Origin of the sequence: Duncaniella sp. B8, from assembly GCF_005304985.1 — a bacterium.
GTDB lineage: Bacteria > Bacteroidota > Bacteroidia > Bacteroidales > Muribaculaceae > Duncaniella > Duncaniella muris.
In genome coordinates this window covers 575,588-589,917 of record NZ_CP040121.1, presented here as the reverse complement: position 1 = coordinate 589,917, position 14,330 = coordinate 575,588, and the positions used below count along the sequence as shown (strand labels likewise).

Below are 14,330 nucleotides of genomic sequence, written 5' to 3'. Positions count from 1 at the left end.
CAAATTACGGCTCAAGCCGAAAGCACGGTGCATATGTTAAATTGGGCAATTAGAAGTGTTAAATTTTTAGGCGTAGAGTTTGACTAATCGGAAGATGAAGAAGTCGCGGTCCCGGACACCACGCATTTGTGAGCGAAATATTTTGACTTTAGAGTTGAATGCCTCGGCAGAGGCATTGGTCGCACGACGACGGAAATAGTTCAGGATTGTTGGGGCGTGGTTCTTGAATGTTTTGATTACCGAGCGGAAGTTGTTGTTACCCAATGCCATTACCTTTTCATACCACTTGTTCATCCTCCCCATGGCTTTTGTCGGTGAGATTTTAGCGTTGAAAATCTTGCGCAGCTCCATCGCAAGGCTGTATGCAGCCTTCAATATTGGATAGTATTTGAACAGTATGTTGACACGATGGCGCTGTATGTCAGTCCATTTGTTCTGCGACATCATCAGAGTGTGTTTGCTGCGAGCCAGTATCTGGCGCATGGTCTCTCCGTTGGAGTACGTTACCGGCGGTTCGGACTTGTTGCGGTTGTTTTCCTCTGCGATGAGCTGTCGGCGAATGTCAATGCGGATTTCGTCAACGGCCTCATTATAGACCTGTTGGACATGAAAACGGTCGTTGACTACATGGGCGTTATAGAACACTTCTGCGGCTATGAGCATCATTGATGGCGAGAGATCGCAGGTCACTTCCTTGACCCTGCGTCTGATTGATTTCTCCATAGCTCCGATGAGTATGGATATAATTTCGTCACTCTTTGTTCCGGGAATGGCTGCCGCAAGTGTTCCCTTGCCTCCGTGGCCGTCCTTGTTGGTCAGGAACGTCCATACCTCCCCGTTGCTCAGACACGTCTCATCAAGACTCATGTAAGGGCCGATATTATCGGCGTTGAAATAGAACCCACAGCCAAGCTCCTGTTCGCACCAGTCGGCGTAACCGCTTATCTTATTGCGGTACAAGTCGGCAAAATGTTTGCCGTTGACGCAGTACATCTGCGCTATCTGTTTAATCGACAGGGCTGTCGTCTCCACCTTCGTCTTTTAAAAAAGCCACGAACTCGGCGCTGAGTCGTGTTCCTTCCTCGTTGGGAAGTTCGAGATTGTAGCTGAAGATTTCGTTGGTCTGCCTGTCCCACCACTTGTTCTTGCGCATGTGAAGAAATACAGGCCGTCCACGCATCGGATAGTCCTGTATTGTTACATAATCCGTATAGCCTCGCGCTACGATATTTGGATTACGATAGTCTTCATCAGACAGTTTCTTCTTTTCGTCAAGCCATATGTCATAGGACTGTTCCGTGCGCTCGAAGCGCACCATTTCAAATAGTTCGTCCATGCCCTCGGGCAGGCACATCCATATTGCATCTGCGGTTTTCATGCCACAAATTTAACACTTTTCTCAAAATTCATGCACCGTGCTTTCGGCTTGACCCCAAATTACTATAATGCTCATTATTGCAAATCTACCGTTTTACCAGATCTGAAACATCTGGCCGTTTCTGCTGTGATGCGGCCTTTGACATCATATTGATCCGCGGCAGGCTTTGAAGCAATAAGTGTCATCAGGCTTATTGTAGACAGCTGTCTGTCGGGCCGTCTCCGGATTGACCGCATAGATAGTAATCCTCTTTGTGAAAAGTGGGTACATCTATTTTATTTGTTACTATTGTGTGTCGAATTCCTTGCCGTTTTTGGCGGGGAATTCGTTTTTAATTTGTAAATTTGCATCACCTCACAAGTCATTCAGGCGAGGCAGTGATCGCCCCCGAATGCAATCTGAAACTATTTTTATACTTATAAATAACCCCATGAATCTATCAGCAATTAACCATGCAGCCGACAATATCCGTGTGCTCGCTGCATCAATGGTTGAAAAAGCCAAGTCCGGTCATCCCGGAGGCGCCATGGGTGGCGCTGATTTCGTCAACGTTCTTTACTCGCAGTTCCTTGTGACCGATCCCGACGACGGGAAGTGGCTTGGCCGCGACCGTTTCTTCCTCGACCCCGGTCATATGTCGCCTATGCTGTACAGTGTCCTGGCTCTGTTCGGCCACTACACACTGGCCGAACTTGAGCAGTTCCGTCAGTGGGGCTCTCCGACACCCGGTCATCCCGAACTTCACCCCGAACGCGGTGTTGAAAACACATCAGGTCCTCTCGGCCAGGGCCACACAATGGCTGTCGGCTGCGCCATCGCAGAGCGCTTCATGGCCGCCCGCTTCGGCGAATGGATGAGCCACAAGACCTATGCCTTTATCTCCGACGGCGGTATTCAGGAAGAGATCTCGCAGGGCGCAGGTCGTCTTGCCGGTTATCTCGGCCTTCACAACCTCATAATGTTCTATGACAGCAACCGCGTGCAGCTCTCCACGATGGTCGATGCCGTAGACCGCGAGGACGTAGCTGCAAAATATCGCGCATGGCACTGGAACGTAATCGAGATCAACGGCAACGATCCTCAGGAAATAGCCCAGGCCATCATTGCCGCTCAGGGAGAAAAGGAACGCCCCACGCTGATCATCGGAAACACCGTGATGGGTCGTGGCGTTGTCAAGGCCGATGGCTCAAACTTCGAAGGCCAGTGCTCTACCCACGGTCAGCCTCTGAGCGCATCAGGTGCCGACTATGCAGCCACTATGAAGAACCTTGGAGCCGATCCTGAAAATCCCTGGGTTATTTTTGACGATGTCAAAGCCCTCTATGACGAACGCCGCCGTGAACTCCGCGAAATTGTCAAGGCAAAACGCGCCGAGCAGGCAGCATGGGAGGCCGCCAATCCCGAACTCGCCAAGGAACTCCACACATTCCTTGACAACAAACTCCCCGAAATCGACTGGAAAGCCATTCCCCACAAACCCGGCATCGCATCGCGCCAGGCATCGGCCGACGTGCTCGGAGTGCTTGCCGAGAAGGTCAACAACATGATTGTCTCCTCTGCCGACCTTGCCAACTCAGACAAGACCGACGCCTTCCTCAAGAAGACCCGTCCGTTCACCAACGGAGACTTCTCAGGCGCCTTCCTCCACGCCGGCGTTTCAGAACTCACAATGGCAGCCGTAATGAACGGCATCGCCCTTCATGGCGGAGTCATCGGAGCCTGTGGCACATTCTTCGTGTTCAGCGACTATATGAAACCCGCTGTCCGCATGGCCGCACTGATGGAACTTCCCGTGAAATATATCTGGACCCATGACGCATTCCGCGTAGGCGAAGACGGCCCGACCCACGAACCCGTAGAGCAGGAAGCCCAGATCCGGCTGATGGAAGAGCTCCGCAACTTCAACGGCGAGCCCTCGATGCTCGTGCTCCGTCCGGGAGATGCCGCCGAAACCTCAGTGGCATGGGCAATGGCTATGGAGAACTTCAAGACCCCGTCGGCCCTCATCCTTTCGCGTCAGAACATCCCCGACCTGCCCGCCGCATCAGGCGACCGTTTCGCCGAAGCCAACGCCGGCTGCCGCCGTGGCGGATATGTGGTTGTCGAAGCTGAGAACCCCGACGTGATCCTCGTAGCCAACGGCTCTGAAGTGTCGCTTCTCTGCGAAGTCGCAGCCCGTCTTGCCGAAGAAGGCAAAAAAGCACGCGTAGTCTCAGTGCCCTCGATCGGACTCTTCTTCCTCCAGGATGCCGACTACCGCAAGGCAGTCATCACCCCCGGAGTTCCCGCGTTCGGTCTGACTGCCGGTCTGCCCTCTACACTCCGAGAGGTAGTCGGAGCTGACGGCATGGTATTCGGTCTCGACCACTTCGGCGCATCCGCACCTTATAAAGTCCTTGACGAAAAATTCGGCTTCACAGTCGATCATGTCAAAGGACTCGTTGAAAACTTCATCAAAGCCTGATCTCAGGAGTGACAGACTTGTTCTGAAACTCTATGACCAGGACCTTTGACGGGCTCTGCAATGTATCGCTTCTGCTTCCGCATCTTTATCAATCGGCAGCAGAAGCGATTTTTGTTGAGCGGCTGTGCCGGCGGGAATTTTGCATTTTTGGTCACTAATCTTCTCTTATCGGCCTATAAGACCCCGCAAATTTGGTCAGAAAGTAAGAAAATTAGTGATTGTTAAAGAAAAATTAGCTAAAATTTAGATAGTCTGAAAAAAAAGTTATACCTTTGACGGTAATTTCCACAGATAGGTGTGGCTCCGAATGTCATGCCAGCGTCTTAGGAATGACTATACACCTTAATTATTATAGACACAGTCTTAAACCAAACATTTTTCAACTATTTTACAATAATTTAAATTATTATGAAAAAAAGTGCTATCCTTGGCTTGGTAGCTGCTCTTTTTGTTGGTCATAGCGCAATGGCTCAGAGCAACCAAGAAATCAGCTATGTTGAGGACCCCTCTCAGGGCTATCTCTTAAATAGCTTCTCAAACAACTGGTTTGTATCGGTTGAAGGTGGTATGAACTACTACTTCCGCAACCACAACTCAGAACGTAGCTTCCTCGACCGTTTCTCTCCCAATGCCGGCATCTGGGTTGGTAAATGGTTCTCTCCCATCGTTGGTCTTCGTGCCGGTGGCAACTTCACTCAGGTCAAAGGCCTCAGCAAAGACGGTGGTGTAGGTTACTACGGAACTTTTGAAGATTTCGATAAGTACAAACGTAACGAGTTCGGCATCAACCTCGACGCTATGCTGAACCTCACCAACTGGTGGTGCGGCTATCGTCCCGGTCGCGTTTACAACGCTATCGTTTACGGTGGTGCAGGCCTCAACTGGCAGTATGTGCCCGACTTCGACTCAAACGGCAACCGTGACGGCTGGAAGAACGGTAGCAACAAGAACCTCACTGCCCACGTTGGTCTTATCAACAACTTCGCTCTCAACAAGCACCTCAGCCTCTACCTCGACGTTCGTGCAGCTCTCATGACTGACGACCTCCGTTATGCAGGCAGCCTTTCAGCTTATCAGCAGAAGCAGTACATGGACCTCCAGGCTTATCTCGGTCTTACCTACAACTTCAACAAGACCACCTGGTCAGCTCCCGTTGTGCCCGTTTGCCCCGAACCCACCAACTGCGATGCTGTTGAAGCTCGTCTCCAGGCTGCTAACGCCCGCATCTCTGACCTCGAACGTCAGCTCCGCGACTGCCTCAACCGTCCGGTTGAAAAGGTTGAAGCCAAAGAAGGCCCCCTCTGCACCATCTACTACACCATCGGCAAGTCAAACATCTCTCGTGTTGACAACAAGGTGCTTGGCGCTGTGGCTGAAATCATGAAGCAGAACCCCGAACAGAAGTACACCGTTACCGGCTGGGCCGATAACTACACCGGTTCTGATCAGGTTAACGAACGTCTCCGTAACGCTCGTGCCAAGGGTGTTGAACGCGTTCTTCTCCGCAACGGCGTTAACGCTTCTCAGCTCAACGTAACCGTTAACAACGGCAACCTCAACGACATGGGTGAGAAGTTCGTTTCTCTCGACCGCGCCGTAACTATTGAGGCTGACAAATAATCAGAGTCAACCTGATAACGATAGAAAATAGAAAGATCTAACGAAGTTTTCTATATGACGATCCCCCGTGCTCAGATCCGAGCACGGGGGATTTGCTTGTTTTGTGGAGTCTGTGACACCGCAGCGCAAAGCGCGCAGGCGTCACGGGTTTGTGGAGTCGATTATCTGCAGCTCCTCATCGCTGAAAGCCGGCGATTCCAGAGCGCTGAGATTGCGTTGGAGCTGGGAGGTGGAGCTTGCGCCTACGATCACACTCGTTACTTTCCGGTCACGTAGAATCCAGGCGAGAGCCATCTCGGCGAGGCTCTGACCGCGCTCTGCTGCCAGACCGTTAAGCTTTCTTACCGATTCGAGCAGGCCGGGAGTCAGAGAGTCGGATTTCAGATGGCCGCCGAGAGCAATGCGCGAATCTTCCGGAATGCCGTTGAGATAGCGATCGGTCAGAAGCCCCTGGGCCAAAGGTGAAAACGCTATATAGCCAACACCGTTGTCAGCCGCCTCACTGATTATGCCTCCGGCCTCGTCGGCGCGGTCAAGCATATTGTAGCGGCCCTGGTAGATCAGGCAGCGCACATCGCGTTCGGCAAGATAGCTGTAGGCCTTGCGGGCAGCCTCGGCGGGCCAGCGGGAGATCCCGACATAGAGAGCCTTACCCTGACGAACAATGTCGACAAGCGCCTGCAGGGTTTCTTCAAGCGGTGTCTCCGGATCGAAGCGGTGGCTGTAGAACAGATCTACATAGTCAAGTTTCATGCGGCGGAGGCTCTGGTCGAGGCTCGCCATAAGATATTTCCGCGAACCCCAGTTGCCGTACGGACCGGGCCACATGTCATAGCCGGCCTTGGTCGAGATGAAAAGTTCGTCGCGGTAGGGAGCGAATGATTTTTCCATGACAATGCCGAAGGTTTCCTCAGCCGAACCGTATGACGGACCATAGTTGTTGGCCAGATCGAAGTGGGTGATGCCGTGGTCGAAGGCATAGTGCAGCATAGCCATAGAATCGGACAGCGGATTGACATCGCCGAAATTGTGCCAGAGGCCGAGTGAAATCTCCGGAAGCAGTATGCCGCTGCATCCGCAACGGCGGTATTTCATGCCGCTGTCATATCTTGCAGGGGCAGGGGTGTAGATGGGGTTTATCATATAGAGTTGTGATTATTTGTTGTTGACAGGCTGGGGGAATTGCAAATTTACAAAATCCGGCATCCATCCGCCGCCATTGAGCGAGACAAATATGCCCTTTAGAAATCGGATAAAGTGGCAGTTAACAATATTTAACCGAGTAAAACGAATATATTAGTTTTGGGAATTAAAAAAATAGTTATATCTTTGCCGTGTCAACTAATGTATTAGTTTGATACCATGAATTGTTATTAAACAGCCTCTAACTCAGACAGACATTTATGAAAGCAGGAAGGAAACCACAGATTCTGACCGAGAAAGAACTGGTCATCATGAGAATGCTCTGGGAGCACGGTCCGATGTTCGTCCGCGAGATGCTTGAGATCTATCCCGAACCCAAGCCCCACTTCAACACCGTCTCAACCATAGTGCGCATTCTTGAAGACAAAGGCCATGTGGGCCATGAAGTCGTAGCTGCCTCCCACCGCTACTATGCCGTGGCGCGGCAGGAAGACTTCCGCAAGAAATCGCTTGCCCGCCTTGTCAGCGACTATTTCAACAATTCCTATAAGAATGCGGTGTCGGCCCTTGTGGAGGAAGAAAAAATCTCGCTTGACGAGCTGCGGGAGATCATAGATCTTGTTGAAAGAAAAAACAGCGACAGCGACAAGTAAAACCGCCATCCTGCTCTTCCGTTCAATAAAAAAACTCTCTTTATATTATAAGGTATATGGGCATACTATTTTCCTACTCGCTCTACAGTTCCATTCTCCTCTCCCTGCTCTATCTTTCATATAAATGGGTGCTTGCAGGAGAGAATCAGCATGCCTACAACCGCACAGCGCTGTGGCTGATATGCCTTGTCGCGCTTCTCGGTCTGCCGCTGTTGCGCTTGGCCGCATCCATTGGCGCCGATGCTCCGGCTGCAGTGATGTCCGAAATCGAGATGGGGCAGATACAGATCGGCCTGGCGGCCGACGAGAGCGTCGGTTCTCAGCCTCTGTGGCTCACCGCTGTGCTCTGGATCTACCTTTCAGGAGTAGTGCTGACGGCCGTGCAGACACTCTTGATTGTCTTAAGGCTGTGGCGCATCATCTCGGCCGGAGAGACCGTCAGCGAGGGACCTTACAGAATAATTCTTACCGATGACCGCGGCATAGCACCCTTCAGCTGGTGGCGCTATGTGGTCATGAGCCGTAGCGACTGGAACGAGAGCGGGCGCATGATCCTTACCCACGAGCTCAAGCACCTCAGTCTGCGTCATTGGATTGACCTGGCTGTAGCGCAGATCATAAGCATTTTCCAGTGGTACAATCCCTCGGCGTGGCTCATGCGCGAGGAGTTCAAGACCGTCCATGAATACCAGGCCGACAAGGCCGTGCTCGAATCAGGCATCCCTGCCCGTGACTATCAGATGTTATTAATAAAAAAGGCTGTCGGCGCGAGATTCCCGTCACTTGCCAACAGCCTGAATCATAGTAAACTTAAAAAACGTATCACCATGATGTACAATCAGAATTCATCGGCCTCCCGCCGTCTGCGCGGTCTGGCCCTGGTGCCTGCGCTCGCCGCAGCCATCGCAGTGACAAACATTGATGCCGTAGCGGCAGTGCTTGAGGAAACCTCTGCGGCGTGCTTCCTTGTCGAAGAGACTTCGGAACCGGTAGCGGCTGAAATCCTGACTGCGGTCAGCGGTCTTCCCTCTACCGAAAGCACCGCGGTTTCCACCCGCGAAGTTAGCGAAAAAACTCAGGACTCGCAAATGTCACCGGCCACAGTCTCTGACCATACCGGCAATGCCGTGGCAGCTGTTGCAGCCGAGACCATGACGGCCGCGGTCTCCGAAGGTGATAAGCCAAGCGGGAAGACTGCTGAAAAAGCAGACGCTCCGGAGTCGGTCTATTCCGTCGTTCAGAAGAAGCCTGAATTCCCCGGTGGCGACGCCGCTGTGCTGCAGTACATCTCTGACAATATCCATTATCCTAAGGAAGCCAGAGATAAAAAAATCCAGGGGCGCGTGGTGGTCCGTTTTGTCATCAACAAAGACGGCTCGGTTGGCGAGACCAGTGTGCTCCGCAGTGCAGATCCGCTTTTGGACAAAGAGGCCATGAGAGTGGTCAGCACTTTGCCGGCATTTAAACCCGGAGAGGTAGACGGCAAGCCGGTTTCGGTCTACTATGTTCTCCCCATTGGTTTCAGCCTCAAAGACGATGCCAAAAAAGAAAACACTGCCATGCCTGTTGTCAAAGTAAAGTCAGTTGATGACAAGCAGGTGGCAGATGTTGACGGACGGAAGGAGGAAGTCAAAGTATATGTCGACGGCAAACTTTATGAAGGCAATCTGGCAGACATCGACCCCTCGAAAATCGAATCAATGACAGTCGACAAATCAAAGGAAGGAGTCATCCGGATTGAAATGAAAAAATAGCCCTGTAAGAGATTTATTCCTCAGGGAGTTAAGTAATAGAAGTATAAAATGACAGCGTCAGCTGCCGGCTCTGTGGAGACGGCGGCTGACGTTTGACATTAGTTTTATCAGTCTTGGGAATCTGACATGGGTAAAGATCTTCAGCTTCATCCGCAACGGCTGTGCCTTGAAGTATGGATTTGAACGGTAGTCAGGCAGATGGCGTGAGATAGTCTTGCGGATATAGTTGTGGCGTAGCATCGGCACACGGTCAAAACGGTAGATGCAGCCGAATATGCTGTGGGTGAAATACTGGTTTATGAAAATGAAATCCAGTTTCTTGCGATAGCGCTCATACAGGCCAAGTCGTTTCAGGTGGTCCATAAGGGTCACGGCTGACGCAAGCCGGCCGAAGAAATGATAGTTGTTCGTCGATCGTGTGACCGATAAATTGTCGAAGCGGTAGAGATAGAGAGCTTCGTTGATTTTCACAGGCGTTTTGGCCGACAGCTGCATGGCGAGCGCCACGGCATTGTCCTCATAGAAAACTTTCTCCGGGAAAAACAGCCCGTTGTCAGTGATCAGCTCTTTGCGATACATCGCCGACCACACCGGGGTTGATCTGTCAAGTATCCTTCTGCGCAGATCTTCACCGCGGAGTCCGGAAGCATCCTTGCCGAGCTGGCAGATCTCCTCGCCGATATTTGCAGGGGCTGACGAGAAGCGGGCATAGTCGAAGATAACCATGTCGGCATTCTCGCGCCTGGCCGTTTCGAGGCAGACAGCCACTGCATCGGAGCGTAAAGCGTCATCTGCATCCACAAACATCACATATTCGCCGCGTGCCTCTGCTAAAGCGCGGTTGCGGCCACCGCCCTGCTTGATATTGACCGGAGAGTCGATCACCCGCACTCTTTCATGCGGATACGCATGGATGGATGGATGGATGGATGGATGGATGGATGGATGGCGCGGCAAACTCTTTTAGCAGGCGGAGACTTCCGTCTGTTGAAGCATCGTTGAAGCAGATAAGTTCGAAATCCTGACATGTCTGTAGGAGGATAGAACCGACTGAGTCATGCAGAAACTTCTCGGCATTGTAGACCGGCATTATGATGCTGACGGCCGGATGGTGGTTGGACTTCATGGCGAGTTGTGTGATGGTCTGTGTTAATGGAGCCACAAAAATAGTAAATATTATTAGCGGTAGCGGTCTTTGATGATTTTTAACATGGGTGTGTTTTCGTTTTGCCCGTCTGATGGCTAATTTTGCAACGTTATGACGGAAGCTACTCTTGAGAAACTAAAAATTCTGGCAGCGGCGGCCAAATATGATGTGTCATGCTCGTCAAGCGGCACGGTGAGGCGCAACGATGGCAAGGGCGTGGGCAACACTGTGGGCGGTGTGGGCATCTGCCACAGTTTTGCCGCCGACGGCCGATGCATCGCTCTGCTGAAAGTGATGCTGACAAACTACTGCATGTATGACTGCGCCTACTGCATCAACCGGCGCAGCAATGACATTCCGCGGGCCACTCTCTCGGTCTCGGAGGTGGTCGATATAACGATGGAATTCTACCGCCGCAACTATATAGAAGGGCTTTTTCTTAGTTCCGGCGTGGTGCGCAACCCCGACTACACAATGGAGCGCATAGCCCGTATAGCCAAAGACCTGCGCCTGATCCACCGCTTCAACGGCTACATCCATCTCAAGAGCATCCCCGGAGCCTCGCGTGAGCTTGTCAATGAAGCCGGGCGCTATGCCGACCGCATGAGCGTCAACATCGAGATTCCACGCGAACAGTCGCTTAAATATCTCGCTCCGGAGAAAGACCATAAAAGCGTCTATGAACCGATGGGCTTCATCCGTCAGGGTGTGTTGCAGTGTCAGGAAGACAAAAAGAAGATGCGCCACGTGCCCCGCTTCGTGCCCGGAGGGCAGAGCACACAGATGATTGTCGGTGCCTCTCCTGACACCGACCGTGACATACTGCTCACATCCTCGGCTCTCTACAGTATGCCTACCATGCGCCGTGTCTATTATTCGGGCTACGTCTCGGTCAATCAGTATGACTCGCGTCTGCCGGCGCTTAAACAGCCGCCGCTCGTGCGTGAAAACCGCCTCTATCAGGCCGACTGGCTGATGAGGTTCTATCAGTTCAAGGCCGAAGAGATTGCTGACGAGGGCAATCCCAACCTCGATCTGGAGGTTGATCCGAAACTCGGATGGGCTTTGCGTCATCCCGAAGCCTTCCCGGTCGACATCAACCGCGCTCCTTACGAGATGATTCTGCGTGTGCCGGGCATAGGTGTGAAATCAGCCGCTCTGATTGTCAGTGCACGCCGTTACCGTCATCTCAATTCCTCCCATCTGTCGAAAATCGGAGTGGCCATGAAGAGGGCAAAATATTTCATCACCTGCGGCGAACTGGTGGCGCCATCAATCGCCGATACCTCTCCGGAATATGTGCGCCGTCTGCTAACCGCCCGCAAGAGCCGTGGCGAAAATCCACTCCAGCTTTCATTTGATTTCTCATGATCATCTATCGTTTTGACGGCAGTTTCGACGGCCTGCTCTCGGCCGTCTTCGACTCTTTTGCGCGCAGGGAGAAGCCCGACGCGCTGCTCACCCCTGACGGCTCCCTGCCTCTCTTCTATGATCTGGTCCATCAGGTGGAGACCGACAGCGACAAGAGTGGCCGCGTGTGGCGAAAACTCACCAAAGTTATCACCGCCTCAGCCCGCGCGGCTCTGACATCGGCATTTCTGACAGACAACCCTGAATTTCCAATCCTCGCACTCCGTTTCATCAGCCGGGCAGTCACATCGCCCGGAGTGTCTGTCGAGACCGATTTTTCCGACCCTGCCGTCCTGGCCGTGCTCAAGGAATGCCGGAGGGTCAGGGGAGAGGCCCACAGACTGCTTCAGTTCGTGAGATTCCAGAAAGCGGCTGACGGCACTTATTTTGGCATGATAGAGCCTGCTTTTGATGTATTGCCCTTTGCCGTGAATCATTTTGCCGACCGTTTTTCCGACCAGCCTTTCATCATCTATGACCGCCTGCGTGACTACGGCTACCACTACGACGGCGCGGAACTGAAGCGGGTGGTCATAAGTTCCGACGGCTACCACATGCAGACCGGACTCCTCTCCGAAGAGATCATGCACCCGCAGGAACGACTCTTCCAGGACCTCTGGCGAGCCTATGTGAAGTCTACAGCAATAATGGAGCGCCTCAATCCGCGCAAGCAAAGGCAGGACATGCCCGTAAGATATTGGAAATATCTTACGGAAATGCAGAAATAATCCGTAACTTTACGGAGACAAATATGGTTTATTGAAAATGAAAAAAGGACTTGTGCTTGAAGGCGGAGCGATGCGCGGGCTCTTTACAGCCGGCGTGATCGACGTGATGATGGAAGAAGGCATAGACTTCGACGGACTGATCGGAGTCTCGGCCGGATCGAGTTTCGGATGCAACTACAAGTCGCGGCAGCCGGGCCGCGTGTTGCGCTACAATCTGCGCTTCGGCCGTGATCCGCGCTACATGGGGCTGCGCTCGCTCCTCACCACCGGCGATCTCGTTGGAGCCGAGTTCGCCTATCACACCCTCCCGCTCGAACTCGACATTTTCGACATCGAAGCCTTTGAGAGCAATCCGATGGAATTTTACCTCGTGGCCACCGACGTGACCACCGGCTCTCCGGCCTACTATCGGATGGACCGCGTCGACTACGACTCCCTTGAATGGCTGCGCGCCTCGGCCTCTATGCCAGTCGTCACCCGCCCGGTCAGAGTCTCCGACGGGCGCCGTATGCTCGACGGCGGCATCAGCGACTCAATACCGCTGGAATACTTTCAGTCTCTGGGCTATGAACGCAATGTGGTAGTGCTCACCCAGCCGCGCGACTACCGTAAGACAGCCTCTCCGGCATGGCTCTGGCGGCTTCTGCTGCCACGCTGCCCGGCTATAGCCCGTGCAATGGCCCGACGTCACGAAATGTACAACTCCCAGCTCGACTACATAGCCTCACAGGCCGCAGCCGGCCACGCCTTTGTCATCGCCCCCGAATCACCCCTTCCCATAGGGCGTGTAGAAATGAACCCCGGCAAGATGCAGCTCGTCTATGACACCGGCCGTCGCACCGCCCTCGCCATCATCCCCCGCCTCAAAGAATTCCTCCGCGGTTGAGACCAGAAGTAGTAGAGTTTAGATAAACACCCGGTCGTTGAACAGGTGGCCTTTGAGTGCCGCGAAGTGGCGCGAGGCGTCTTTGGAGCGCAGATAAGCGTCGATCGTGTCTGCATGGCGGTGGTTGTGGAGGTCTGTACCGAGAAAATCCACATAGCCTTTTTCAATCAGTTTTTCAGCCGCTTTTTTCTCTTTCCGGGTATAGCTTCCGGCAAGCGAAAGCACATTGATCTGAAACAGATTGCCGGCACGGTGAAGTTCATCGTAACGGTTGGGATGCTCCTCGAAGTAATAGAAGAAACGCTCCGGATGAGCGAGTATCGGGCGGTAGCCTTTCAGTTTCAGGTCAAACAGAAACTGATCAAGCTGCCAGGGCTCCTGAATAAACGAATTCTCCACAAGAATGTAATTGTTGGGATAGGGCGTGATATTTCCGGCTGCCAGTTGAGTGCGGAAATAGTCGTCGATGCGGTTTTCCGACGAACGGCTCAGATCAATGCTGATTTCGCGCTTGGCGAGTTCGCTTTTAAGAGCATCAAGCGCCCGGTCGAGCGTTTCAGGCGTATTCTCAAAAGAACTTTCAGTGATGTGAGGAGTGGCTATGATGCGGCTGATGCCCCATGACTTCATCCGTTCCACAAGTTCAGCCGAAGTCTGCACATCGGGAGAGCCGTCATCGACATCCGGAAGAATATGGCAGTGAATGTCTGTTGCGAACGGCAGACATAACGGATCGCTTGATTTTGAAAGAAAACTGAAAAGGCCCATAGGTCATTCTTTAAACTATTCTTAACTGAATCGCAAAGTTAAGCATAAGCGGTGAGAATAGCCCGCTTCGGGTAGTTAAATTCTTATAAGGACTCAGGGCTGAGATAGTCGGTCACCATGTAGTCAACGCCGAGATTGCTGAGGCGTGAATACTCCTCAGGAGTGTTTACGGTCCACACATTCACCTTTACGCCGGCTTCGTGATAGCGCCTTACGCAGTTGGCATCCACAAGAGCGGCTCTGATCTGCACGTCAAGTCCGTGGGCTGTCGACCACTCGAACATCTCCTGCCACTTCGCATCGGCCTGATACTGCAGGCGGATGTCGGGATGGGTCGCGTTGGCTGGAGTTTTTAAGTCGGATTTCAGTATATAGTTAT

The 14,330-nt window shown here is 52.6% G+C and carries 14 protein-coding genes; 7 read left to right on the top strand and 7 right to left on the bottom strand.

From position 1 onward, the window contains the following. Positions 1 to 66: 66 nt before the first annotated feature. Both FDZ78_RS02695 and FDZ78_RS02690 read right to left on the bottom strand, forming a co-directional pair. Positions 67 to 1,032 (bottom strand): transposase, encoded by a 966-nt coding sequence (locus FDZ78_RS02695; protein ID WP_240740261.1) that lies wholly within the window; start codon positions 1,030 to 1,032, stop codon positions 67 to 69. Next, positions 1,007 to 1,378 carry a transposase family protein gene (locus FDZ78_RS02690; RefSeq protein ID WP_107037111.1) on the bottom strand — a complete coding sequence of 124 codons (372 nt, stop codon included), beginning with the start codon at positions 1,376 to 1,378 and terminating at the stop codon, positions 1,007 to 1,009. The genes FDZ78_RS02695 and FDZ78_RS02690 overlap by 26 nt, the downstream gene beginning before the upstream one ends. 430 nt (positions 1,379 to 1,808) lie before the next feature. Between FDZ78_RS02690 and FDZ78_RS02685 the strand changes: the two genes are divergently transcribed. Together FDZ78_RS02685 and FDZ78_RS02680 are read left to right on the top strand one after the other, a co-directional pair. After that, on the top strand, positions 1,809 to 3,842 hold the full coding sequence (locus FDZ78_RS02685) for a transketolase (RefSeq protein ID WP_107031240.1): 2,034 nt from the start codon (positions 1,809 to 1,811) through the stop codon (positions 3,840 to 3,842). Positions 3,843 to 4,250: 408 nt separating this feature from the next. Further along, a complete protein-coding gene (locus tag FDZ78_RS02680; protein WP_123398552.1) occupies positions 4,251 to 5,462 on the top strand; it encodes an OmpA family protein in 1,212 nt (403 codons plus the stop codon). A 141-nt stretch (positions 5,463 to 5,603) separates the two neighbouring features. On the opposite strand, the gene FDZ78_RS02675 is transcribed toward FDZ78_RS02680, so the two are convergent. Then, positions 5,604 to 6,605 carry an aldo/keto reductase gene (locus FDZ78_RS02675; RefSeq protein WP_136409042.1) on the bottom strand — a complete coding sequence of 334 codons (1,002 nt, stop codon included), beginning with the start codon at positions 6,603 to 6,605 and terminating at the stop codon, positions 5,604 to 5,606. Positions 6,606 to 6,865: 260 nt separating this feature from the next. Between FDZ78_RS02675 and FDZ78_RS02670 the strand changes: the two genes are divergently transcribed. Together FDZ78_RS02670 and FDZ78_RS02665 are read left to right on the top strand one after the other, a co-directional pair. Further along, positions 6,866 to 7,258, top strand: coding sequence for a BlaI/MecI/CopY family transcriptional regulator (locus tag FDZ78_RS02670; protein WP_107031243.1), 393 nt, complete (start codon positions 6,866 to 6,868; stop codon positions 7,256 to 7,258). A 56-nt stretch (positions 7,259 to 7,314) separates the two neighbouring features. Continuing rightward, a complete protein-coding gene (locus FDZ78_RS02665; protein WP_136409041.1) occupies positions 7,315 to 9,012 on the top strand; it encodes a M56 family metallopeptidase in 1,698 nt (565 codons plus the stop codon). Between the two features lie 57 nt (positions 9,013 to 9,069). On the opposite strand, the gene FDZ78_RS02660 is transcribed toward FDZ78_RS02665, so the two are convergent. Continuing rightward, positions 9,070 to 9,969: a glycosyltransferase gene (locus FDZ78_RS02660; protein WP_136409040.1), complete on the bottom strand. Its 900-nt coding sequence runs from the start codon at positions 9,967 to 9,969 to the stop codon at positions 9,070 to 9,072. After that, on the bottom strand, positions 9,908 to 10,174 hold the full coding sequence (locus tag FDZ78_RS02655) for a glycosyltransferase (RefSeq protein WP_205746906.1): 267 nt from the start codon (positions 10,172 to 10,174) through the stop codon (positions 9,908 to 9,910). Before FDZ78_RS02655 ends, FDZ78_RS02660 begins: the two co-directional genes overlap by 62 nt. A 96-nt stretch (positions 10,175 to 10,270) precedes the next feature. Between FDZ78_RS02655 and FDZ78_RS02650 the strand changes: the two genes are divergently transcribed. The 3 genes from FDZ78_RS02650 to FDZ78_RS02640 are packed head-to-tail and all read left to right on the top strand — an operon-like array spanning position 10,271 to position 13,183. Beyond that, complete coding sequence (locus FDZ78_RS02650; RefSeq protein ID WP_136409039.1) at positions 10,271 to 11,530, top strand: putative DNA modification/repair radical SAM protein; 1,260 nt, start codon at positions 10,271 to 10,273, stop codon at positions 11,528 to 11,530. Continuing rightward, on the top strand, positions 11,527 to 12,297 hold the full coding sequence (locus FDZ78_RS02645; RefSeq protein WP_136409038.1) for a TIGR03915 family putative DNA repair protein: 771 nt from the start codon (positions 11,527 to 11,529) through the stop codon (positions 12,295 to 12,297). The genes FDZ78_RS02650 and FDZ78_RS02645 overlap by 4 nt, the downstream gene beginning before the upstream one ends. Before the next feature lie 37 nt (positions 12,298 to 12,334). Continuing rightward, positions 12,335 to 13,183 (top strand): patatin family protein, encoded by an 849-nt coding sequence (locus tag FDZ78_RS02640; protein WP_136409037.1) that lies wholly within the window; start codon positions 12,335 to 12,337, stop codon positions 13,181 to 13,183. Positions 13,184 to 13,201: 18 nt separating this feature from the next. Here FDZ78_RS02640 and FDZ78_RS02635 read toward each other — a convergent pair whose 3' ends face one another. After that, entirely contained in the window at positions 13,202 to 13,951 is a 750-nt protein-coding gene (locus FDZ78_RS02635) for a tyrosine-protein phosphatase (protein ID WP_136409036.1), read from the bottom strand. A gap of 83 nt (positions 13,952 to 14,034) precedes the next feature. Then, the gene (locus FDZ78_RS02630; RefSeq protein WP_136409035.1) at positions 14,035 to 14,235 is read right to left on the bottom strand and encodes a glycerophosphodiester phosphodiesterase family protein; all 201 of its coding nucleotides are present in this window, start codon (positions 14,233 to 14,235) and stop codon (positions 14,035 to 14,037) included. Positions 14,236 to 14,330: the final 95 nt, after the last annotated feature.

Bases quoted from the DNA above. Each gene is read 5' to 3' on its own strand.
- FDZ78_RS02690 (WP_107037111.1), bottom strand. From the start codon at position 1,378: ATGAAAACCGCAGATGCAATATGGATGTGCCTGCCCGAGGGCATGGAC.
- FDZ78_RS02685 (WP_107031240.1), top strand. From the start codon at position 1,809: ATGAATCTATCAGCAATTAACCATGCAGCCGACAATATCCGTGTGCTC.
- FDZ78_RS02680 (WP_123398552.1), top strand. From the start codon at position 4,251: ATGAAAAAAAGTGCTATCCTTGGCTTGGTAGCTGCTCTTTTTGTTGGT.
- FDZ78_RS02675 (WP_136409042.1), bottom strand. From the start codon at position 6,605: ATGATAAACCCCATCTACACCCCTGCCCCTGCAAGATATGACAGCGGC.
- FDZ78_RS02670 (WP_107031243.1), top strand. From the start codon at position 6,866: ATGAAAGCAGGAAGGAAACCACAGATTCTGACCGAGAAAGAACTGGTC.
- FDZ78_RS02665 (WP_136409041.1), top strand. From the start codon at position 7,315: ATGGGCATACTATTTTCCTACTCGCTCTACAGTTCCATTCTCCTCTCC.
- FDZ78_RS02650 (WP_136409039.1), top strand. From the start codon at position 10,271: ATGACGGAAGCTACTCTTGAGAAACTAAAAATTCTGGCAGCGGCGGCC.
- FDZ78_RS02645 (WP_136409038.1), top strand. From the start codon at position 11,527: ATGATCATCTATCGTTTTGACGGCAGTTTCGACGGCCTGCTCTCGGCC.
- FDZ78_RS02640 (WP_136409037.1), top strand. From the start codon at position 12,335: ATGAAAAAAGGACTTGTGCTTGAAGGCGGAGCGATGCGCGGGCTCTTT.
- FDZ78_RS02635 (WP_136409036.1), bottom strand. From the start codon at position 13,951: ATGGGCCTTTTCAGTTTTCTTTCAAAATCAAGCGATCCGTTATGTCTG.
- FDZ78_RS02630 (WP_136409035.1), bottom strand. From the start codon at position 14,235: ATGTTCGAGTGGTCGACAGCCCACGGACTTGACGTGCAGATCAGAGCC.